The sequence below is a fragment of the Nonomuraea sp. NPDC051298 genome (assembly GCF_055586305.1).
Genome location: NZ_JBVJIM010000011.1, coordinates 235634 through 256646, shown reverse-complemented (window position 1 = coordinate 256646; position 21013 = coordinate 235634). Strand labels below are relative to the sequence as shown.

General features: G+C 72.3%; 20 protein-coding genes. 10 read left to right on the top strand and 10 right to left on the bottom strand.

The features are described from left to right. Nucleotides 1–374: 374 nt before the first annotated feature. Nucleotides 375–1244 carry a LysR family transcriptional regulator gene (locus tag ACZ6S0_RS29615; RefSeq protein WP_344872277.1) on the top strand — a complete coding sequence of 290 codons (870 nt, stop codon included), beginning with the start codon at nt 375–377 and terminating at the stop codon, nt 1242–1244. Between the two features lie 582 nt (nt 1245–1826). On the opposite strand, the gene ACZ6S0_RS29610 is transcribed toward ACZ6S0_RS29615, so the two are convergent. Continuing rightward, nucleotides 1827–3173 carry a sensor histidine kinase gene (locus ACZ6S0_RS29610; RefSeq protein ID WP_465922584.1) on the bottom strand — a complete coding sequence of 449 codons (1347 nt, stop codon included), beginning with the start codon at nt 3171–3173 and terminating at the stop codon, nt 1827–1829. Beyond that, entirely contained in the window at nt 3166–3840 is a 675-nt protein-coding gene (locus tag ACZ6S0_RS29605) for a response regulator transcription factor (RefSeq protein ID WP_465922583.1), read from the bottom strand. The genes ACZ6S0_RS29610 and ACZ6S0_RS29605 overlap by 8 nt, the downstream gene beginning before the upstream one ends. A gap of 241 nt (nt 3841–4081) precedes the next feature. On the opposite strand from ACZ6S0_RS29605, the gene ACZ6S0_RS29600 reads away from it, so the two are divergent. The 3 genes from ACZ6S0_RS29600 to ACZ6S0_RS29590 are packed head-to-tail and all read left to right on the top strand — an operon-like array spanning nt 4082 to nt 7279. Then, nucleotides 4082–5305: a LolA family protein gene (locus tag ACZ6S0_RS29600; protein WP_465922582.1), complete on the top strand. Its 1224-nt coding sequence runs from the start codon at nt 4082–4084 to the stop codon at nt 5303–5305. After that, nucleotides 5302–6276: an ABC transporter ATP-binding protein gene (locus ACZ6S0_RS29595; protein ID WP_465922581.1), complete on the top strand. Its 975-nt coding sequence runs from the start codon at nt 5302–5304 to the stop codon at nt 6274–6276. The genes ACZ6S0_RS29600 and ACZ6S0_RS29595 overlap by 4 nt, the downstream gene beginning before the upstream one ends. After that, the gene (locus tag ACZ6S0_RS29590; protein ID WP_465922580.1) at nt 6263–7279 is read left to right on the top strand and encodes an ABC transporter permease; all 1017 of its coding nucleotides are present in this window, start codon (nt 6263–6265) and stop codon (nt 7277–7279) included. The genes ACZ6S0_RS29595 and ACZ6S0_RS29590 overlap by 14 nt, the downstream gene beginning before the upstream one ends. A 72-nt stretch (nt 7280–7351) precedes the next feature. Here ACZ6S0_RS29590 and ACZ6S0_RS29585 read toward each other — a convergent pair whose 3' ends face one another. Next, the gene (locus tag ACZ6S0_RS29585; protein ID WP_465922579.1) at nt 7352–8074 is read right to left on the bottom strand and encodes a YcnI family copper-binding membrane protein; all 723 of its coding nucleotides are present in this window, start codon (nt 8072–8074) and stop codon (nt 7352–7354) included. A gap of 50 nt (nt 8075–8124) precedes the next feature. Further along, on the bottom strand, nt 8125–8661 hold the full coding sequence (locus ACZ6S0_RS29580; protein WP_465922578.1) for an MFS transporter: 537 nt from the start codon (nt 8659–8661) through the stop codon (nt 8125–8127). 130 nt (nt 8662–8791) lie between these two features. Here ACZ6S0_RS29580 and ACZ6S0_RS29575 point away from each other — a divergent pair, with 130 nt between their 5' ends. Then, nucleotides 8792–9265: a hypothetical protein gene (locus ACZ6S0_RS29575; protein WP_465922577.1), complete on the top strand. Its 474-nt coding sequence runs from the start codon at nt 8792–8794 to the stop codon at nt 9263–9265. Nucleotides 9266–9293: 28 nt separating this feature from the next. Here the strand turns inward: ACZ6S0_RS29575 and ACZ6S0_RS29570 are convergent, their stop codons facing one another. The 3 genes from ACZ6S0_RS29570 to ACZ6S0_RS29560 are packed head-to-tail and all read right to left on the bottom strand — an operon-like array spanning nt 9294 to nt 11679. Next, nucleotides 9294–10043: an ABC transporter ATP-binding protein gene (locus tag ACZ6S0_RS29570; RefSeq protein ID WP_465922576.1), complete on the bottom strand. Its 750-nt coding sequence runs from the start codon at nt 10041–10043 to the stop codon at nt 9294–9296. A 3-nt stretch (nt 10044–10046) separates the two neighbouring features. Continuing rightward, a complete protein-coding gene (locus ACZ6S0_RS29565; RefSeq protein ID WP_465922575.1) occupies nt 10047–10835 on the bottom strand; it encodes an ABC transporter permease in 789 nt (262 codons plus the stop codon). Next, nucleotides 10828–11679, bottom strand: a complete 852-nt coding sequence (locus tag ACZ6S0_RS29560) for an ABC transporter permease (protein WP_465922574.1) — start codon at nt 11677–11679, stop codon at nt 10828–10830. Before ACZ6S0_RS29560 ends, ACZ6S0_RS29565 begins: the two co-directional genes overlap by 8 nt. Before the next feature lie 210 nt (nt 11680–11889). On the opposite strand from ACZ6S0_RS29560, the gene ACZ6S0_RS29555 reads away from it, so the two are divergent. The 3 genes from ACZ6S0_RS29555 (at nt 11890) to ACZ6S0_RS29545 (ending at nt 15731) form a co-directional block, all read left to right on the top strand. Further along, nucleotides 11890–12867: an alpha/beta hydrolase gene (locus ACZ6S0_RS29555; protein WP_465922573.1), complete on the top strand. Its 978-nt coding sequence runs from the start codon at nt 11890–11892 to the stop codon at nt 12865–12867. Between the two features lie 162 nt (nt 12868–13029). Beyond that, nucleotides 13030–13854 carry a siderophore-interacting protein gene (locus ACZ6S0_RS29550; RefSeq protein ID WP_465922572.1) on the top strand — a complete coding sequence of 275 codons (825 nt, stop codon included), beginning with the start codon at nt 13030–13032 and terminating at the stop codon, nt 13852–13854. Between the two features lie 131 nt (nt 13855–13985). Then, complete coding sequence (locus ACZ6S0_RS29545; protein WP_465922571.1) at nt 13986–15731, top strand: serine/threonine protein kinase; 1746 nt, start codon at nt 13986–13988, stop codon at nt 15729–15731. Between the two features lie 64 nt (nt 15732–15795). On the opposite strand, the gene aceA is transcribed toward ACZ6S0_RS29545, so the two are convergent. Then, nucleotides 15796–17082 (bottom strand): isocitrate lyase, encoded by a 1287-nt coding sequence (gene aceA, locus ACZ6S0_RS29540; protein ID WP_344872250.1) that lies wholly within the window; start codon nt 17080–17082, stop codon nt 15796–15798. 257 nt (nt 17083–17339) lie between these two features. Between aceA and ACZ6S0_RS29535 the strand changes: the two genes are divergently transcribed. Continuing rightward, nucleotides 17340–18812 (top strand): helix-turn-helix domain-containing protein, encoded by a 1473-nt coding sequence (locus ACZ6S0_RS29535; protein ID WP_465922570.1) that lies wholly within the window; start codon nt 17340–17342, stop codon nt 18810–18812. A gap of 6 nt (nt 18813–18818) precedes the next feature. On the opposite strand, the gene ACZ6S0_RS29530 is transcribed toward ACZ6S0_RS29535, so the two are convergent. Continuing rightward, nucleotides 18819–19709, bottom strand: a complete 891-nt coding sequence (locus tag ACZ6S0_RS29530) for an NAD(P)-dependent oxidoreductase (RefSeq protein ID WP_465922569.1) — start codon at nt 19707–19709, stop codon at nt 18819–18821. Between the two features lie 123 nt (nt 19710–19832). On the opposite strand from ACZ6S0_RS29530, the gene ACZ6S0_RS29525 reads away from it, so the two are divergent. Then, nucleotides 19833–20189 carry a winged helix-turn-helix transcriptional regulator gene (locus ACZ6S0_RS29525; protein ID WP_465922665.1) on the top strand — a complete coding sequence of 119 codons (357 nt, stop codon included), beginning with the start codon at nt 19833–19835 and terminating at the stop codon, nt 20187–20189. A 21-nt stretch (nt 20190–20210) separates the two neighbouring features. On the opposite strand, the gene ACZ6S0_RS29520 is transcribed toward ACZ6S0_RS29525, so the two are convergent. Then, on the bottom strand, nt 20211–20921 hold the full coding sequence (locus tag ACZ6S0_RS29520; RefSeq protein WP_465922568.1) for a GntR family transcriptional regulator: 711 nt from the start codon (nt 20919–20921) through the stop codon (nt 20211–20213). Nucleotides 20922–21013 lie beyond the last annotated feature (92 nt).

Here is a 21013-nt window from a genome sequence, read left to right as displayed (position 1 = left end):
GGCTGGTACGGATTCCCCCGAGGAGGCGGCGGCGGCGGGGGCGGCGGCGGGTACGGGCTCCCCTGCCCGCCCCCCGACGGCCGGTGGCCCGGCGGCGGCCAGGGTAACGAGGGTGGCCGCTGAGGCTGCCCTGGCCCTGGGGGCGGGGGTGGATATTGCCCGTTCCCTGTCACACTGTCTCCCCGTTTGCCCCGTTGTCCGCAATGCCCAGCTTTGTGCGGCGACTTGCCGGGCCCTTGGCAAATTTGGGGCAAAAGCATACTGATGTATCACCCGTCACGGATGTAGCAGTGCTCGGTCACAGTCCGAAATCATTCGAGGTGATCTCCGCTATCTCCCGGTCCGGGCGGCGGGTGGTGTCCTAGCTTTCTTGCATGAATCTCCAGCAGCTCCGCTATGTGGTCGCGACTGCGGAGCACCGCACCATGACCGACGCGGCCAGGTCGCTCTACATCGCGCAGCCCGCACTGTCCCGCGCGATCCGCGATCTCGAGCGCGAGCTCGGCATGACGCTCTTCGCACGTTCCGGTCGCGGGGTGGTCGTCACCACGCACGGACGGCGAGTGGTCAAGCTGGCGAGGGAGGCGCTCGACGCGGTTCACGAGATCGAGGGCCTGGCCAACCAGAGCACGGTCACCGAGGCGGAGCTCCGCATCGCCGCCACACCCAGCCTCGAACCGGGACTGGCCGGCCGCCTGCTTCCCGCCTACGCGGCAGCGCATCCGGGCGTACGCGTGCACATCGTCCGCTGCGACGGCCGTGACGGCGTCGTCAGCGCCATCCGGGACCAACGGGCCGACCTCGGTCTCACGGACCTGCCCGTGCCCACCGATCTCATCACCCATCCACTCGAACGCCAGGAGATCGTCCTGATCTCACCCCCCGGGCTCGACCTGCCCAACCCGGTGCCCATGGGCAAGCTGAACGGCATGCGCCTGGCGCTGCCCGCCCGTGGCAGCATGCGGCGCAGAGAGCTCGACGCGATGTTCGGCAAGTTCGCGGTCACCCCGGTGGTCGTGCTCGAGACCGACGAACGCAACGGCTGGCTCAAGGCCGTACGCAACGGGCAGGCGTCGCTGCTGTGGTACCGCGGCCTGGCCGAGCAGGCCGGACGCGCGGGCCTGGTGGTGCGCTCGCTCGAACCCGCGGTGCGGCGCGTCATCGCCGTCGTGCACGCCCGCCGTCGGCTGCCGCTCATCGCCCAGGACTTCCTGGCCACCGCAGAGAAGGGAACAGCCGCCTGACCGCATTGGGAACGATCCATTTCCGGTTTCGAGCCATGAGAGCCGCCGGTCCTCCGGCCGCCCGTCCCGCCCGGAGCCGTCGCCGACCATCCATCACCCCCTGATCCGCAGCACCTCCCCGGAACCCGCCATTGTGCCCTTTCTGGGCCCTTTCTGGACACGGAGTACGCGCCGTCCGGCCCGGCCGCCACTCCCGTCGGGGAGAGCAGGCCGTCCCTGGCGATCAGCGTCCTGGTGCCGCCGCGCTCGACGCGGTGCAGGGCGCCCGCCGGGTCGCCGAAGGCCGGGCCGCCGGAGGCGATCTCCAGTACCGGCACGTCATCGGCGCCCGCGTCCACGACCGGCGCGCCCGCGCCCTCGGGCAGCACCGCGTACGGCCGGTTGCCCGGGCCGGCGCCGGGCTGTCCCCGGTCGGGGTCGTGGGCGCTCTCGTGCGCGCCCAGGCCGGCGACGTGAGCACGGCCGCGCGGGCGGCGCTCAGCGTGGAAGAGGCCCTCGCGTGCTGCGCGCATGACCTGTGCCTAACACGCCACGCGCCCCCGGACCAGGGTCCGGGGCCGATCCCGACAGGACGGGTATGGCTCACGCCATCCGCGGGAGGGTGACGACCGCGCGCAGCCCCGGCCCGGCGTCCTCCAGGGTGACGGTGCCGTCGTGCGCCCGTACGGTCTCGCGGACGATCGCCAGCCCCAGCCCGGCCCCGCCCTCGTCGCGGCTGCGCCCGGAGTCGAGCCTGGTGAAGCGGTTGAAGACGCGCTCGCGGTCCTGCTCGGGGATGCCGGGGCCGTCGTCGGTGACCGTCAGCACGCCGTCGGCGGTCAGCGCCACCTCGACCTTGGTGGTGGTGTGGCGGACGGCGTTGTCCATGAGGTTCGTCAGCACCCGGCTGAGGTCGAGGGCGTCGCCGCGCACCACGACGGGGTCGCAGACGGCCAGGCGCGCCTCGGCGTACCTGTCCACCGTCTGCCGTACCACCTCGTCGAGGTCGACCGGCTCGCGACGCGCGGGGACGCCGCCGCGTTCGTCGAGCCTGGCCAGCGCGAGCAGGTCCTCGGCCAGCCGCGACAGCCGCAGCGTGTCCTCCAGCACGCCCTCGGCGGTCTCCTGCCAGTCCTGCCCGTCGGGGTGCCCGAGCGCCACCTCCAGTTGCAGCCGGATGCTGGCCAGCGGGCTGCGCAGCTCGTGCGCGGCGTCGGAGACCAGCGCCCGCTGGCGCTGCTCGGCCTCCTCCAGGCGGGCCAGCATGCCGTTGAGCGTGGTCGCCAGCGAGTGCACCTCGTCCCGCGACTGCGGCACCGGCAGGCGGCGCGACCTGGCCGTGTGCGTGATGTCCGCGGCGCCCCTGCGCAGCGCCGCGATCGGGCTCAGCGTACGGCCGATCATGAGCCAGCTCGCCACCCCCAGCAGCACGACCAGCGCCGGGGTGCCCACGAGCAGCACCCGCCCGGCCGTGACCAGGCTCGTCTGGATCTCGCTGATCGGCCGGGCCGCCACCACCGTCAGCCCCCGGTCCGCGCTGAGCACCACGACCCGCAGGAACCCGGGGATCGCGTACGGCCGCCCGTCCAGCAGCGTCGCCTTCCCGTGGGTGAGCACCCCGGCCCTGGCCCCGGCGTCGAGCAGCGGCACCAGCCGGTCGGTGCCGTACGTGACGTGCGTGATCCGCCCCTGCGCGTCGATGACCTGCACGATCGTGCCGTCGTGGGTGGTGATCGGGCTGGTGAGCGTGCCCGCGTCGGCCGCCACGCGCACGGCCTGCGCCTGGGCCCTGGTGGACTCGTCCACCGTGTCCATCAGCGCCCGCTCCAGCACGCTGAGCAGCACCGACGCCGACAGGGCCAGGGCCAGCGCGAGCACCGCGGCGGCGGCCGCCGTGAGCCGGAAGCGCAACCCCTGGCGCCGCCACCAGACCAGCGGCGAGTCAGCCACCGTCGCCCGCCAGCCGGTAGCCCGCGCCGCGCACGGTCTGCAGCGCGTTCCTGCCGAACGGGGCGTCGATCTTGCGGCGCAGGTAGCCGACGTACACCTCGACCACGTTCGGGTCGGTGTCGAACGTGTCCCAGACGTGCTCCAGGATCTCCGCCTTCGACACCACCTCGTCCCGCCGCCGCATCAGGAACTCCAGCAGCGCGAACTCCCTGGGCGTCAGCTCGATCGGGCTCTCCCCCCGCTCCACCCGGCGCCGGGCCGGGTCGAGCGACAGGTCGCCCGCCAGCAGCACCGACGGCCGCCGTCCCGCGTCGCGCCGCATCAGCGCCCGCAGCCGGGCCACCAGCACCACGTACGAGAACGGCTTGGTCAGGTAGTCGTCGGCGCCCAGGTCGAGCCCGTCGGCCATGTCGTACTCGCCGTCCTTGGCGGACAGCATGAGGATGGGCACCCAGTTCTCCTCGGCGCGCAACTGCTTGCACACGTTGTAGCCCGACAGCCTGGGCAGCATGATGTCGAGCACGACCACGTCGTAGTCGCCCTGCCGGGCCGCGTGCAGCCCCTCCTCGCCGTCGTGGGCGAGGTCCACGGCGAACCCCTCGGCCTGCAGCCCCCGCTGGAGCGCCGCCGCCATGCGGCGCTCGTCCTCGACGACAAGTACTCTCATGTGGCAATTCTCCTGTTCCCGCGCTGAGACCACGCTGAGAAGGCTGAGAGCCGTCTCAGGCCGCCAGGATCAGCGCCGCGACCTGCACTCTAGCCAGCCAGGACGGCTGCTCCCGCCGCCTCCCCACAGCCTCCCCACCGCCGCCGGCCCGGCCGGCCTGAGAGGCGTCTCAGACTGTCTCAGGCTTGCCACAGGAACGATGCCGCAGGCTCTGGGCATCGACATAACGTTAAGGAGTGAGATGCGCAGAGGCACGTTCGTGAGGTGGGGAGTCCCGATCGCGGCGGCTGCCGTGATCGGAGCCGCGGTCGGCGCCGGCCCCGTCATCGCCGCGGTGAGCGGCGAGCCCGTGCTGCCCGAACGCTCGGCCCAGCAACTGCTGGCCGACGCGGCGGCGGCCACCAGCAAGAAGGGCGGCGTCCCGCCCATGTCCGGCACCGTGCAGCAGACGGCCTCGCTCGGCCTGCCCGCGCTGCCGGCGACCAGCGCCGCGTCACCGCTGAGCCTGCTGTCCGGCTCGCACGAGGTGAAGGTCTGGTACGGCGCCGCCGACAAGCTGCGGGTGGCCATGCCGACCCAGCTCAACGAGACCAACCTGATCGTGAACGGCGACCAGGCGTGGTACTGGGACAGCGCCACCAACACCGCCACCAAGCTGACCGTCAAGCAACCGGCCGGGGGCCAGGAGCACACCCCCGTGCCGCAGCCGACCGACCTGACGCCGCAGCAGTTGGCCCAGCGCCTGCTGGCCAACGCCGACGAGCACACCGCCGTCCGTGTGAGCAACACGGCGACGGTGGCGGGCCGCCCGGTCTACCAGCTCGTCCTCTCGCCCAAGGCGGAGGGCTCGCTGGTGCAGGAGGTACGCATCGCGCTCGACGGCGAGACGTACGTCCCCCTCCAGGTCGAGGTCTACGCCAAGGGCTCGGCGGAGCCGGCGTACCAGGTGGGCTTCACCCAGGTGACGTTCACGCCCCCGGCCGCCGAGAACTTCACCTTCACCCCGCCCGCGGGCGCCAAGGTGGAGGAGCGGACGCTCGGCGGGGACGACGGCCTCGGCGCCAAGGCGGAGGAGCGGGCCGAGCACGCCAAGGACGTCGCGGGCGAGGTGAAGGTCGTCGGCGAGGGCTGGGCGAGCGTGGCGGTCCTGCCGTTCTCGGTGTCCGACCTCACCGCCGGGCCCGCCGAGTCGTCCGCGTCTCCCGAGTCGTCCGCATCGCCCGGGTCGTCCGCATCGCCCGGGTCGTCCGAGGGGCGCGGCGGCGGCGCGGGCTTCGGCGGCGAGACCGACCCGAGCGCGCTGGTGGACAGCGTGCTCGAGTCCGCCACCCCGGTGAGCGGAACATGGGGCTCCGGCAAGCTGATCAGGACCAAGCTCGTCACGGCCCTGGTGACCGACGACGGCCGCCTTCTGGTCGGCGCGGTCACGCCGGAGGAGATCACCAAGGCGGCGGGCATCAAGTGACCGCCGTCACGCAGGAAGCGGGGGCGCCCTTCGGGGCGGCCCCGCCCTCCGGGGACGCCGCCATCGTCACCGAGGGGCTCACCAAACGCTTCAGGGGCGGCCAGGTCGCGGTGGACGCGCTCGATCTGAGCGTGCCGCGCGGCTCGGTGTTCGGCTTCCTCGGGCCCAACGGCTCGGGCAAGACCACCACGATCCGCATGCTGCTCGGCCTCGTGGCGCCCACGTCGGGCGACTACTCCGTGCTCGGGCTGCCCCAGGCCCAGGCCCTGCCCAGGGTGGGTGCGCTGGTCGAGGGGCCGGCCTTCTACCCGTACCTGTCGGGCACGGCCAACCTGATGCGCTTCGACGCGGCCGACCCGGCGGCGGCGCGGAGCACCGCCGGGCGGCGTGTCACGGACGCGCTCGAACGCGTGGGGCTCTCGGCCGCCGCGGGCAAGCGTTACCGCAACTACTCGCTCGGCATGCGCCAGCGCCTGGCCATCGCCGCCGCCCTGCTCGGGCCGCGCGAGCTGCTCGTGCTGGACGAGCCGACCAACGGGCTCGACCCGCAGGGCACGCGCGAGGTGCGCGCGCTGGTCAAGGAGATCGCCGCCGACGGCACCACGGTGTTCGTCTCCTCCCACCTGCTGGCCGAGGTCGAGCAGATGTGCACGCACGCCGCGATCATGCGGACCGGCAGGCTCGTCGCGCAGGGCACGATCGCCTCGCTGAGCGGCGGCCGGGTCGCCAGGATCCGGGTGGAGACCCCCGACGCGGCGCAGGCCGCCCGGGTGCTGGCCGGGCTGGGCCTGGACGACGTGCGGCCGGAGGCCGGCCGGGTCACGGCGGAGCTGGCCGGGCACGCGCCGGAGCGGATCAACGCCGCCCTGGTCGAGGACGGTGTGGCCGTGCGCGGGCTGGCCGTGGTGCGGCCGAGCCTGGAGGACGTGTTCGTGGGACTGACCGGGGAGGGTTTCGATGTCGACGGCTGACGGCGCGACGCCTGCGGGGGGCGCGACCGGGACGACGACGCTCGGGTCGCAGGAACGGCGCACGCCCGGGCTCGTCCCGGTGACGGAGACCATGCGCACCACCGAACGCCGGGCCCCAGAACCCACGCCCGCCGCCTCCCCGCCCGCTGGGCGCGCCTCTGTGCCGGAGGCGGGCACGGGGCCCGTGGGGGCGTTCTGGCGGCTGCTCGGCTCGGAGCTGGGGCTGACCTTCCGCCGCCCGCGCAACGTGGCGATGCTGGCCGTGCTGGCCGCCGTGCCGATCGTCATCGGCGTCGCGCTGCGCATCATCGGCTCCTCCGACGACGGCGGCATGGGCGGGATCATCCAGGACGTGGCGGGCAACAGCCTCATGCTGACGTTCCTGTCGTTCTCGTTCCTGGTGATGCTGCTGATGCCGGTGGCCGTCAGCGTGGTGGCGGGCGACTCCGTCGCGGGCGAGGCCGGCGGCGGGACGCTGCGCTACCTGCTCGCCGCCCCGGCGGGGCGGACCAGGCTGCTGGTGGTGAAATACCTCAACGCGGTCGTCTTCGGTTACGCGGTGACGGCGGTGGTGGCGGTGTCGGCGCTGGTCACGGGGCTGATCCTGTTCCCCGCCGGGCCCGTCACGCTGCTGTCGGGCACCACGATCTCCATGGTCGACGGGCTGCTGCGGATCGCCGTCGCCGTCGGGTACGTCGGGGCCGCCATGGCGGCGCTGGCCGCGATCGGGCTGGCGCTGTCGACGTTCACCGAGGTGTCCATCGGGGCCATCGCCGGGACCATGGTCCTGGTCATCGTCTGCCAGGTGCTGCGGGCCATCCCCGACCTCGCCGCGATCAGCCCGTACCTGCTGCCGACCTGGTTCACGAACTTCGACGCGGTGCTGCGCAGCCCGATGGACGCCGGGGCGCTGGGGGAGGGGCTGCTGGTGTTCGGGGCGTACATCCTGCTGTTCGGGTCGATCGCGTGGGCGCGGTTCTCCGGCAAGGACATCACGTCCTGAGCGGCCGGGAAAGGCGCGGTCGGGAGAGGGAGAGGAACGGGCGGTGACCCGCTCCTCTCCCGGGAGCGCCCGTCAGGCGGACGGGCGGCGGCGCAGGCCGAGGGCGCCGATCACCACGCCCACGACGCCCACGGCCAGCCCGGCCCCGCCGAGCAGCCGGGCCGTCCCGTCGGACGACGAGGACGCGCCGGCGGCCACCGGCGTCACCGACGGAGCAGCCGCCGCCGGGCTCGCGCTCGCGCTCGCGTGGGCGGTGCCGTCCTCGGCGGCGGGCACCAGCTTGAGCAGCGGCGCCGGGTGCTCGGGCTCCGTGCCGTCGGCCTTGGGCGCCTCGGACCAGTCGACGACCTCGCCCCCGGAGTACGTCTGCTTCGTCGGGAACATCAGCGAGTCGACGTCCTCGGGCAGTTGCCCCATGGAGACCTCGAACTCCTGGAACTCCCCGGGATTGATCTTGCCGCCCGACCAGACGACCTTGGTGACGGCCTCCTCGAGGTCGCCGTACTCGGTCTTGACCGGTGCGGGCAGCTTGCCCTCGGTGACCTTGACCTCCCATCCGGGCACGGGCTTGACCGACACGAAGGCCAGCGGGTGATCGGCGGGGAAGGACACCTCGACCTGGGTGGTCGAGTCGTTGTCGCGCTCGTTGGGCACCCGGAACGCGACCTTGCTGAAGCCGCCCTGCTCGGCGGTGCCCGGCTGGATGCTGACGTGGGCAAGCGCGGGCAGCGCCAGAGCGGCGGTGACGGCGGTGGCGGCGGCGAGCACGGTCGCCGCACGGCGTACGAAGGACATGCGAGAACTCCACTTGGCTGAAAAGGGGATGGAACAGGGGTGTCAGACGGTCAGGCGGGAAGTGGAGGACCACGCCTGGCCACGCAGAGCCGGACACCCGGCTGGAGCGGCACCACCCTGGTGCGGACGATCGGCACGCACGGCCACAGGACGGGCACGGCGGCCGGGGTGAGCAGCACGAGGCGGCGGCCGAGCCGGCGCAACACCGACCAGAGCGCGGCCTCGCCGCGCGAGAGCCAGAGCCCCGTGATCACCGTGGCGGTCACGTGCGTGAGCAGCATGCCCGCGTTCACCGCCAGGCCGCCCTGCGCGTGCCCGTGCACCGAGACGTAGGCGGCGCCCTCGCCCGCGAACAGTTCGTGCAGCCCGAGCTGCGCCGCGACCAGCGCCAGGTTGATCGTGCCCGCCGAGCGCTCCCTGCCGCACAGCGCCAGCCCCAGCACGCAGACCGCCGCGAGCCCGAGCCCGGCGGCCGGGGGCGCGGGCGCCGCGCCACCGCCGAGCATGTGGGCGAGCGCGGCCAGAGTCACGCAGACGGCGGAGAAGGCGGCCGCCCGCGCGAGCCTGAGGGGGAGTAGCGCACGCATGGGTGTGCCCCATGCTCTCACGGGGGGCGCAATCTTGAGCCCCCCGAGTTCCAACCTGAGCATTAGGTGGGACGAAAGGGGCATTTCTCGCTAGGGTCGTGCCGATCGCGTCGACATTGAGGTGAGAACGTTGCGGCACTTAGCAGGTTTGCTCATCGGGCTCGTGGTGACGGCGGCCGTGCTCGGAGGTGGCGGATGGGCGGTGCAGCAGGCCCTCGCGAACGCCGCGGCCACCCCGCCCGACGAGCAGAAGACGTGGATCGCGCTCGGCGCCATGGCCGCCGTCGGGCTCGTCGTGGGGCTCGTGACGGCGGGCCGGGTCTCGCCCGTGGCCACGTTCATCCCGTCGATGGTGCTGCTGGCCTGGACCGTCGTGTACGCGCTCGACGTGAACCGGGCGCTCTCCTTCATCCCGACCGAGCCCTCGGTCAACCAGATCATCAGGGACGCGGGGCTCGGCGACAGGACCATGCTCACGACCGGCGTGTTCGCGCTGCTCGGCGTGGCCCTGTTCATCCCCGTGCTGATGCCGTCGCGGTGGTCGCGCCGGCAGGACGACCTCGACGACGACTACGAGGCCACCCCGGAGGGCGGCTACTACTAGCCCACTCCCCGGGGCGACCTCCCGGTGGTCAGGTGGTGCCGGGGCCCTTGTAGAGGCGGGTCACCACGTCCTCGATGGACGCATGGCCGGGCGCCGTGGCCATCAGGTCGTCGAGCGAGCCGTCGAAGGCCAGCCGCCCGTGGTCGATCAGCATGACCCGGCGGCAGAGGCGTTCGATGTCGCCGAGGTCGTGCGTGGTCAGCAGCACCGTCACGCCCCGCTCGGTGTTCAGCCGCAGCAGGAAGTCGCGGATGCCGGCCTTGCTGACGACGTCGAGGCCGATCGTCGGCTCGTCGAGCACCAGCACGTCGGGCGCGTGCAGCAGCGCCGCCGCCAGGTCGCCGCGCATGCGCTGGCCCAGGCTGAGCTGCCGCACCGGCGTGCGCAGGAACCCGCCCAGGTCGAGCGTCTCGGTCAGCTCGCCGAGCCGCGCCGTGAACGCGGCCCGCTCCACCTTGTACAGGTGCCGGATCAGCTCGAAGCTGTCGGCCAGCGGCAGGTCCCACCACAGCGTCGTACGCTGCCCGAACACCACCCCGATGCGCCGCGCCAGCGTGGTGCGCCGCCGCGACGGGTCGAGCCCGGCCACCCGGACCTTCCCCGAGGTGGGGGTGAGGATGCCGCACAGCATCTTGATCGTGGTGGACTTGCCCGCGCCGTTCGGGCCGAGGTAGCCGACGAACTCACCCGCCGAGACGGTGAACGACAGCTCGCGTACGGCGTGGACGACGTTCCGCTTCACTTTGAACGAGCGGCCCGCCCGGTCAAGCTCGATCATCGATCAACTCCCCGTGGATCGGTAGTGCCGGACGCCCTGCCGCCAGGCCAGCGCGGACAGCAGGGCCAGGACCAGCGCGGCGGCCGGTCCGAGGAAACGCATGAACTCGGGTGTGCCGAAGGGGTCGTCGCGGCCCAGCGCGTACAGGCCGGGCTGCCAGTTGATGTACGCCAGCGGCAGCACGTACGTCACGCCCTTGACCAGGTCGCGGCCGTAGACGTTGAGCGGGTACTGGGTGAGCTGCTGGCTGCCGTAGGTGAAGGCGTTGACCACCTCGGTGGCCTCGGTCAGCGCGAACTGCAGCGCCCCGGCGATCGTCCACAGCGAGGCGAAGATCACGATGCCGGTGAGCACCATGACCGGGATCATCCAGGCCCGCCGCCCGTCGATGCCGAGTTCGGCGACCGCGTAGCCGAGCACGAGCCCGGCCTGCACGATGCGTCCGGCGCGGGTGGCGTTGAAGCGGTCGGTGGTGAGCTGGATCCACGCGCTGACCGGCCTGATGAGCACGGTGTCGAGCGTGCCTGCCTTGATGTGCTGGCCGACCCGGTCGAGGTTGCTGACGAACGTGTCGCAGATGGTGAAGGACAGGCTCGCGGCGCCGTACAGGAACAGCACCTCGTCGCGGGAGAACCCGGCGAGCGTGGTGGTGTTGGCGAAGATGATCAGGATCACGGCCACGTCGAGCGCGGCGATGACGAAGCCGAGCAGGGTCATCAGCGCGAACGAGACCGGGTAGGCGGCGGCGGCCCGCGTCCACGTCCACAGCAGCAGGAAGTACGTCCTAACCACCCTGGATCACCACCTTGTGGCGGATCGCCCGGGTGCCGAGCGCGCCGAGCCCGAGCAGGACCACGGCCCAGAACGCCTGGAAGGCCAGGGCCTGCGGCACCGAGCCCCTGCCGAGGTAGACGTCGGTGGGCACCTGGACCATGGCCGCCCAGGGCAGCGACCTGGCCAGGTCGCCCAGCCAGCCGGGGAAGATGTGCAGCGGCACCATCATCCCCGAGAAGAACGTGGTCAGCACGAGCGACAGGACCGCGACGCCCCGGTCGTCGAGCAGCCAGCAGACCGACAGCGCCAGCAGGTAGCGCCATCCGAAGCTGACCACGACGGCGAGCGTGAAGCTCGCCGCGAAGCCCGCCCACCGCCCCGGGTCGGTGGGCACGACGATGCCGAAGACGGCCGCGCCGACCAGTACGGGCGGCAGACTGCGCACGAGGAACAGATAGGAGGCCCTGCCCACGTCCTCCGACAGCGTCCACAGTTGCAGGGAGGCGGGGCGGACCAGGTCGAGCGCGATGTCACCGCTGCGGATGCGCTCGGGGATGCCGAGGCCCCCGCCGAAGAGCTGCATCGGGCCGATGCACGCCTGGGTGACGAAGCAGTAGGTGATGGCGTCGGCCACGTCGTAGCCGGCCAGGCCGGGGCGGGCCTGCCACAACGCGATGAGGATGTAGGCACGCAGGATGCCGAACACGCTGTTGGTGAACGCGCCGGCGAGGGCGGCCCTGACGTAGGTGGAGTGTTTGCGGAAGCCGTACCGGACGAGCCGGGCGTAGAGCGGTATGGTTTTGCACCTCCGGTGGGTGAGGGCACGGTGACGGACCGTGCTGGGGATCGGGCACGGGTTCACGGGCGGGAAACACGGATTATCGAGGGTGGCACCGTCGGTCCGCAACGCAATAACCGGGGCTTGGTGCCCGGCCGGGCACGCGGGGGCGGGCGTAGCACCCGATATGCGGGGAATCCAGTTACAAAGGCGAAATGTCCGCGTAAGAGATGAGTTACTTACTGGCCGGTAGGAAGATGGTCATGGGGGAAGAACTGTTCTTGGAGGGTCGATATGCGGATCGACGAGGACGTGCTCCTGGAATACCCCTTGAGCTGGCAGGCCCGCGCGCTCACCGGACTCCTGCGCGGCACGGTGAAGCCGGCCTTCAGCCTGTTGATGCGTCATCCCCTCGCCCTGGCCGGGGTCGCCCACCTCGGGGAGATCGGGCGGCTGGTCCAGATGGCCTGCCCCGAGCACGTCGTGGTCGAGCCGGTGTCGTTCGCCTCGTGCGGGGGTGAATGGGTGCGCGGCGGGCGCAGGCTCGATGAGCGCAAGGCCGTGCTCTACTTCCACGGCGGCGGATACTTCTCGTGCTCGCCGCTCACGCACCGGTCCATCACGTGGCGGTTGTCGGTGGCGGCCGGGCGGCCGGTGCTGGCGCTCGACTACCGGCAGGGGCCGGAATATCGGCTGGCCGACGCGCAGGCCGACGCGCTGGACGCGTACGAGGGCCTGCTGCGGCGCGGCCACGCGCCCGAGCACATCGTCCTGGCGGGCGACTCCGCCGGCGGCCATCTGACCCTGGTGACCCTGCTGGCCCTGCGTGACGCCGGGCGTCCGCTGCCCGCCGCGGCGATCTGCCTGTCGCCCTGGGCCGACCTGACCGACATCCCGCGCCGGGTCAACCGCTGGCAGGACCCCATGGTGCCGGCCGGTCGCGTACGGTGGCTGGCCCGCAGGTACACCCTGGGCCTGGACCCGTGGGACCCGCTCGTCTCGCCGGTGCACGGCGACTTCACGGGCCTGCCGCCCCTCATGATCGTGACGGGATCGACGGAGGTGCTCAGGGACGAGGCCCGGCGGGTGGCACTGCGGGCGCGGGAGGCGGGGGTGCCAGTGCGGTACGAGGAGTGGCCCCAGATGCCGCACGTCTTCCCGATCCTGGCCGACGTGCTCCCGGAGGCGCGGCTGGCCTTCCGGCACATGTCGCGCTTCCTGCGGGCCGCGGCCCGCAGGTCCGAACGGATGGGCGGCACGACGGCCGCCTGATCGCGCGTGGGCGGGCCCCTGACCGCTTGACCGCCTGATCGCGGGTGGGGCGGCACGAGCGGCCGCCTGATTTCCGCCCGACCCTTTTAGGGGGATCGGCTTACCCGGAGCGACCAGAGCGGTGTAGGTTAGGTATACCTAACTTTTTGCAGGGGGCTTTTGATGGCGGACCAGCATCGGGGTGTCGTCCAGAGGACCGAGCGCCTGTCCCGGAACATGGTACGCGTCGTCGTCGGCGGCGACGGGCTGGCCGGCTTCGCGACCTCCGGTCTCACCGACCACTACGTGAAGCTGGTCTTCCCGTACGAGGGCGTGCGCTATCCGGAGCCGTTCAGCGTGAAGGTCTGCCGTGAGACCATGCCCCGCGAGGTCTGGCCGAGGCTGCGCACCTACACCGTACGCGCCTGGGACCCCTACTCCCGCGAGCTGACCCTCGACTTCGTCGTGCACGGTGACGAGGGCCTGGCCGGGCCCTGGGCGGAGCGCGCGGCCCCGGGCGACGAACTGCTCATCCTGGGCCCCGGCGGCGGTTACGCCCCCGACCCCGGGGCGGGCTGGCACCTGTTCGTGGGCGACGAGAGCGCGTTGCCCGCCATCGCGGCCTCGCTGGAGGCGCTGCCCGAGGGCGCGCGGGCGCACGCGCTCATCGAGGTGGACGCCCCCGAGGACGAGCAGAAGCTGCTCACCCCCGCCGACGTCCTGGTCTCGTGGATCCACCGGGGACGGCGGCCCGTCGGCGAGCGGCTCGTGGCCGCGGTGCGGGCGCTGGAGTTCCCCGGCGGTGACGTGCACGCGTTCGTGCACGGCGAGGCCGGGTTCGTCAAGGAGCTGCGCCGTCACCTGCGCCTGGAGCGGGGCGTCGGGCTCGACCGGCTGTCGATCTCCGGCTACTGGCGGGCCGGCGTGGACGACGAGGCGTGGCGGCAGGTCAAGGGCGACTGGAACCGGCGGGTCGAGGCCGAGGAGCAGGCCGCGATCGCGTCCTGATCCCATCGCCGGGCAGCCATGATCCCGCCTGGCACCCCAGGCGCAAAGATGCACTTCGTACCCGCTCTGTCACATCACTTACTCACCTCGAAGATATGACCGCCTTACCTCCAATACCCCTTATGTAAGACATGCGGAAAGCCTCCGCGGATGCCGCCACAGTGTGCTTTGGCCACGACACTGATCAGGAGAGGCGGACCCGGATGGCGCGTGGTGCGAGCGGCATGCCTCCTGGCGTGCGACCGCTTACGGTGGGGGACCCGGTCATCATCGGCCGACACCTGCTCCTCGGCCGCCTCGGAACGGGCGGGATGGGAGTGGTGTATCTGGCCGAACACCCTCAGGGTGGCCTCGTCGCGCTCAAGACACCGCATGCGGTGCATCTCAACGATGCCACGTTGCGGGCGCGTTTCGCGGAGGAAGTGGCTTTCTCCCGCAGATTGGTGCCCTTCTGCACGGCGGCGGTCGTGGCGGACGGCACCGACGGAGACCGTCCTTACCTGGTCAGCGAGTACATTCCCGGCCCCGCGCTCTCCCAGGTCGTCATGGCCCGGGGGCCGCTCACGCCCGACCTGGCCTACGGCGTGGCGCTCGGCGTCGCGGCGGCGCTGGTGGCGGTGCACGAGGCGGGGCTGGTGCACCGGGACCTCAAGCCGGGCAACGTGCTGCTGTCCACGCGGGGGCCGCGCGTCATCGACTTCGGCATCGCCCGCGACGTCGACACGCTCGCCGCGCACACCCAGGCCGGGCAGGTCATGGGCAGCCCGGGGTGGGTGGCGCCCGAGCGGCTGACGGGCGGCCCCGCGCTGCCCGCCTCCGACGTCTTCGCGTGGGGCTGCCTGGTGGCCTTCGCCGCCGCCGGGCACCACCCGTTCGGAGGCGGCGAGGACGACGTGCTGACCCGGCGCATCCTGTTCGAGCCGCCCCGTGTGGAGGGCGTGCCCGCGCTGCTCAGGCCCGCCGTCGAGGCCGCGCTGGCCAAGGAGCCCGCCGGCCGGCCCAGGGCCGCCGACCTGCTGCGGGCGCTGCTGGCGGCCGGTGGGGTGGGGGATCCGTGGGATCTGCGGCAGTCGGTGGCGGAGGTGCTGGAGGCGATCTGGACGCCGGTCGCGTACCCGGCGGGGGGAGGGGCGGTGAGCCCCGCGGATCCCTACGGCGGGCCGGGATCGGACGGGTCGGTGAGCGGCGTGGACCCGTACGGCGGGCTGGGGTCGGACGGGGCGGTGGGTGGCGCGGATCCGTACGGCGGGCCGGGGGCGGGCGCGTCGCGGCCGTCCGGTGAGCCGGGGACGACGGTGGAGCGTTCCCGTACGCGACGGCGCAGGGTGAAACCGGCGGCCCAGCTCTCGCACGCCACCTTCGCGGCCCTGGCCACGGTCTCGATCGCGGCCCTCACGGTCATCGCGGCGGCGAGCGGCGACGGGCTGAGCGCCGGGGGCGGCTCGCCGCTGCCCGGAGATCCGCCTGCCGTGCGGTCGTCCGGCAGCGCGCACTCCACGGCGCGTCCCAGCGTGGCGACGGGCCGGGTGCCGCCGTCGGTCCGGTCCGTGACCACGACCGCGCCGGGCACGCCCACGGTGTCCGTCACGCACACCCGCACCAAGGGGCCGGGGACGCCGGCGCCGCCGCCGGAGCGGGAGGGCGGCGACACGTTCCCGCCCTCGCAGACCAGCGGCCCCGGCGACCAGGGCGATGACGACCCAGGCGAGTGCGAGAGCCCCGCCGGGCGCGGTCGCGGTGACGCGGCGGCCCGCCGTGACTGCCCGCGGCCGTCCGGTTCGGTCACCTCGATCCCTCAGGACGGGCCGGGCGAGTCCCCGGGCCCGTCGGTCCCCGTCTCCGAGACCCCGGCGGCCACCGCGACCGTCAGCCCATGACGTCCGCCCGTGACGTCCGCACGGCCCCGCCGGTCACGGGGCCGCGCGGCGGGATGCGCCGGGCTCAGTGGGCGAACTGCTCCTCCTCCGTGGAGCCCTTGAGCGCGGTCGTCGAGGAGTCGGGCGCGACGGCGGTGCTGACCAGGTCGAAGTAGCCGGTGCCGACCTCGCGCTGGTGCCGGGTCGCGGTGTAGCCGCGCGCCTCGGCGGCGAACTCGGCCTCCTGCAGCTCGACGTACGCGCTCATGCCGTCGGCGGCGTACCCCTGGGCCAGGTCGAACATCGAGTGGTTCAGCGAGTGGAACCCGGCCAGCGTGATGAACTGGAACTTGTACCCCATGTGCCCCAGCTCCCGCTGGAACTTGGCGATCGTCGAGTCGTCCAGGTGCTGCTTCCAGTTGAACGACGGCGAGCAGTTGTAGGCGAGCATCTGGTCCGGGTACTCGGCCTTGATCGCCTCGGCGAACTCGCGGGCCACGTCCAGGTCGGGCGTGCCGGTCTCCATCCAGAGCAGGTCGGAGTACGGCGCGTACGCCAGGCCGCGCGCCACGCACGCCTCCAGCCCGTTCCTGACCCGGTAGAAGCCCTCCGAGGTGCGCTCGCCGGTGGTGAACGCCTGGTCGCGCGGGTCCACGTCGCTGGTCAGCAGGGTCGCGGCCTGTGCGTCGGTCCGCGCGACGATCAGCGTGGGCACCCCGGAGACGTCCGCGGCGAGGCGGGCGGCGCTGAGGGTCTTGATGTGCTGGCCGGTGGGGATCAGCACCTTGCCGCCCAGGTGACCGCACTTCTTCTCGGAGGCGAGCTGGTCCTCCCAGTGCACGCCCGCGGCGCCGGCCGCGATCATGCCCTTCATCAGCTCGAACGCGTTGAGCACGCCGCCGAAGCCGGCCTCCGCGTCCGCCACGATCGGCGCCAGCCAGTACGGCGCGTCACTCACGCCCTCCGACCAGGTGATCTGGTCGGCCCGCAGCAGCGCGTTGTTGACGCGGCGCACGACGGCGGGCACGGAGTTGGCCGGGTACAGGCTCTGGTCCGGGTACGTCTGGCCGCCCAGGTTCGCGTCCGCGGCCACCTGCCAGCCGGACAGGTAGATCGCCTTCAGACCGGCCTTCACCTGCTGTACCGCCTGGTTGCCGGTGAGCGCGCCGAGGGAGTTGACGTAGTCCTCGGTGTGCAGCAGGCTCCACAGCCGCTCGGCGCCGAGCCGGGCCAGCGTGTGCTCCTCCTGGACGCTGCCACGCAACCGGATCACGTCCTCGGCGCGGTAGGTGCGCTCGATCCCCTCCCAGCGAGGGTCGTTGTCCCATTCGTCCTGTAGCTGCTCGGCAGCTCCCTTGAGGCGATCGATCATCGTCCGCTCCTTTGTCGTCCCCTGGGGCTCACGCCGAGTCTGTGCCCCGGTGGGTGGCGTCAAACAGGATGGAGGAGTGAGAAGAAGAGCAGAAATTTCGTCGATGTGCATTACTCGCGGGTATTCGGCAGTGAAGAAATCGCAAGTTTTACCGTTGGCCTAGACCAATGGCGCGGTGGGAACGGCGGGCCCGAAGGCGCCGCCCGCGGGCTCGCCGAGACTAGAAAATGGGCTGAATTTCTGTCTAAGATGCCCGTATGGCCTCCTTGCTGGGCGAAGAACCGCTGTCTTTGACGCAGGAGCTTGATCTGATCGCGTTCGGCCAGCGGCTGCGCCACCTGCGCAAACAGCGCGGCTTCACGCTGTCCGACCTGGGGTCCCGGGTCGGAAGGGCACCCAGCCAGCTCTCCCTGCTCGAGAACGGCAAGCGCGAGCCCAAGCTCTCCCTGCTCAAGGCGCTGGCCACCGCCCTGGGCGTGCCCGTCGAGGAACTGCTGCGCCGCCAGCCGCCCAACCGCCGCGCCCAACTGGAGATCGCGCTGGAGGAGGCCCAGCGCGACCCCGTCTACGCCGGGCTCGGCCTGCCCCGGCTGAAGGTCTCCACCCGCGTGCCCAACGACGTGCTCGAACACCTCCTCGGCCTGTACGGCGAGCTGCGCGCCCGGCAGGCCCGCGGCACCGCCACCCCGGAGGAGGCCAGGGTCGCCAACGCCGAGCTGCGCCGCCGCCAGCGGGAGGTGGGCAACTATTTCCCCGACATCGAGCAGGCCGCCGCCGAGGCGCTCGACGCCGTCGGGTACCGCACCGGGGCGCTGTCCCAGAGCATGATCCAGAGCCTGGTCACCCACTTCGGCTACACGGTGCACACCGCACAAGACCTGCCCCGCTCCGTACGTTCCATCACCGACCTTCGCAACCGCCGCATCTACGTCAAACACGAGCAGCTCGGCATGCACACCCCGCGTACGATCCTGCTCCAGACGCTCGGCCACCTCGCGCTCGGCCACGACAAGCCCCGCGACTTCGCCGACTTCCTGCGCCAGCGCACCGAGGCCAACTACTTCGCCGCCGCCGTCCTCGTCCCCGAGAAGGCCGCCGCCCTCTACCTCCAGGAGGCCAAGTCCGGCCGGGCGCTGTCGGTGGAGGACCTGCGGGACGTGTTCGCGGTCTCGTACGAGATGGCCGCCCACCGCTTCACCAACCTCGCCACCCACCACCTCGGCCTCGTCTGCCACTTCGTGCGCAACGACGCCGGGGGCACGATCTACAAGGCGTACGAGAACGACGGCATCGTCTTCCCCGCCGACGAGCAGGGGGCCATCGAGGGGCAGCGGATGTGCCTGCAGTGGTCGGGGCGGCAGGTGTTCGCCTCGCCCGACCGGTTCTCGGTGTACTACCAGTACTCCGACTCGCCGACCGGCACCTACTTCTGCGTGGCCCACGTCGATCCGTCGCGCGAGCGGGACTTCGCGATCACGCTGGGGGTGCCGTACAAGGAGTCGCGGTGGTTCCGGGGGCGCGAGACCACCAACCGCACCAAGTCCAACTGCCCCAACGGCGACTGCTGCCGCCGCCCCCCGGCGGCCCTGGCCGAGCGCTGGGAGGGCTACGCCTGGCCGTCCGCCCGCGCCAACTCCCACGTGCTGGCCGCGCTGCCCCCTGGCTCGTTCCCCGGCGTGGACGAGGCCGACGTCTACACCTTCCTCGAACGCCACGCCACCACGGCCTGAGGGGGCTCATGCCCGCGGTGCGGGCCTCCTGAGCACCTCGGTGAGCGCGGAGACGCTGTGGTCGCCGTGGCCCGCCTCCGCCGCCCGCCGTACCAGGTCGTGCATGGGGGCGAGCCAGGCCGTGTCGACGTTCGTCTCCTCGGTCAGGTCCGCGTCGTCGGCCTCTGCGGTCAGGAAGAGGTTCACGGAGGAGGCGGCGTCGGTGTAGTCGCCGGTGTCGATCTCGCGGGCGAAGACCGGGAGCAGTGACTTGATCATGTCCAGCCACTTGCCGGCGAACCGCACCATCGAGGCCACCTCGAGACCGCGCGCCTGGACGGCGGCGGCGCCCTGGAAGAAGCCCACGAGGGCGGGCAGCAGCATGGCGCCCACGGCCATCTCGTACAGGGCGGCCAGGTCGGGCTCCTCGCCCAGGTGCACGGTGTCGCCGCCGAGCACGTGCAGGGCCGCCCCGAACTCGTCGAAGGCGGTCCTGTCGCCACTGTAGTAGAGCAGGGTGTCCGGCGCTCCCACGGCCGAGGGGACGTTCTTGACGGCGCCGGCGAGGAACCGCGCCCCGTGACCGGCCGCCCAGGCCGCCGTCTCGCGGGCGTCCGCCGGGGAGCCGCTGTTCAGGGTGACCAGGGCCCGGCCGGGCAACGCGGCGACCGCCCGGCCCAGGGCCTGCCGGGTGTCGTCGAAGGTGGTCAGGCAGGTGACGACCAGCGGGCTCGCCGCCACCGCGGCCTCGACGTCCGCCGCCCGCGTGGCTCCCAGGGCGAGGAGGGGCTCGGCGCGGGCGGCGGTCCTGTTCCAGACCGTGGTCGGGTGCCCGGCCCGGACGAAGGCCCCGGCCAGGGCGGAGCCCATCGAGCCCAGCCCGATGACGGACACCGGCGTGAGATGAGGTGCGGGCATGCGCGTACTCCAGACAAAGAGGGGACGGTGGTGCGGCGCCAGGTCCATGCTGGATCCGTACCGGCATTTGCTCAAGTACCGACATTTTTGCCAGGTACTGATAAGAAGGTAAGTGTGGAGAAGATGATGAAGAGGACGTTCACCTGCGGGCTCGACGCCGCCATCGCCGTCATGGGAGGCAAGTGGAAGGGGCTGATCCTCTTCGCGCTCCAGGACGGCGCGCTGCGCTTCGGCGAGCTGCGGCGGGCGATCCCCGGCATCAGCGAGCGGGTCCTGATCCTCCAGCTCCGTGAGATGGAGGCCGCCGGGCTGCTGCACCGGGAGGTCCACCACCAGGTGCCGCCGAAGGTGGAGTACTCGCTCACGGCGTTCGGCCATTCGCTCAACAGCGCGATGGCGCCGCTGGGGGAGTGGGGCGAGGAGCACATCGAGCGCATCGAGGCGATTCCCTGGGACCGGCCGACCCCGTCCGCCCGCTGACCCCGTGAACGCCTGCCGGGATCAGGGAGCCTGGGACGGCGGCGGCGGGTCGGCGGGGGAGGGACGGGTGAGCACGTCGAGGGCGTGGCGGCGGTGGGCGGCGAAGAGCGCCAGGGCGTCGCCCGCGTCGCGGGCGCGCAGCGCGGCGGCCAGCTCGCGGTGCTCCTCGGCCAGGTGCGAGCGGTAGTCCTCGGCGCTGCGGCCGATCCGGGTCAGCAGGAACAGGTGGACCTGGGAACGGATGGCCTGCCACGCCTCCTGGAGGCGCCGGTGGTGGGTGGCGGCGTACACGGCGTCGTGGAAGGCGATGTCATGGCGCACCGACGCGTGCGCGTCCTCGGCGCGTTCCATGTGCTCGGCCGCCGTCTCGACGGCCGCGAGGTCGTCGTCCGTGGCGCGGGCGACCACCAGTTCGACGGCGAGCCGCTCCAGCGCGCCCCGCAGGCTGTCGAGTTCGGCGACGTCGTCAGGGGTGAGCGCGGTGACGGTGGCGCCGCGGTGCCAGGCGCTGCGTACGAGGCCCTCGCTCTCCAGCCGGAGGAGCGCCTCGCGTACGGGGCCGCGGCTGACCTCCAGCGCGCCCGCCAGCTCCACCTCGCGCAGCGGCGCCCCGGGGGCGTAGACACCGGCGAAGACGGCGTCGCGGATGCGGTCGGCGACCTCGTCGGCGAGGCCCCGGCGGCGGGCCGGCGTCACCTTGCCGCGACCGCTCCCGGCCCCGGGTTCGCTCATGTGTCCCAGCCTCTCACGCCCTCACCTGGCCTGCCTGATTGTCCGAATGTTAACATTCAGACATCGTTGGTGATTTCCGGAAGGACGTGCCC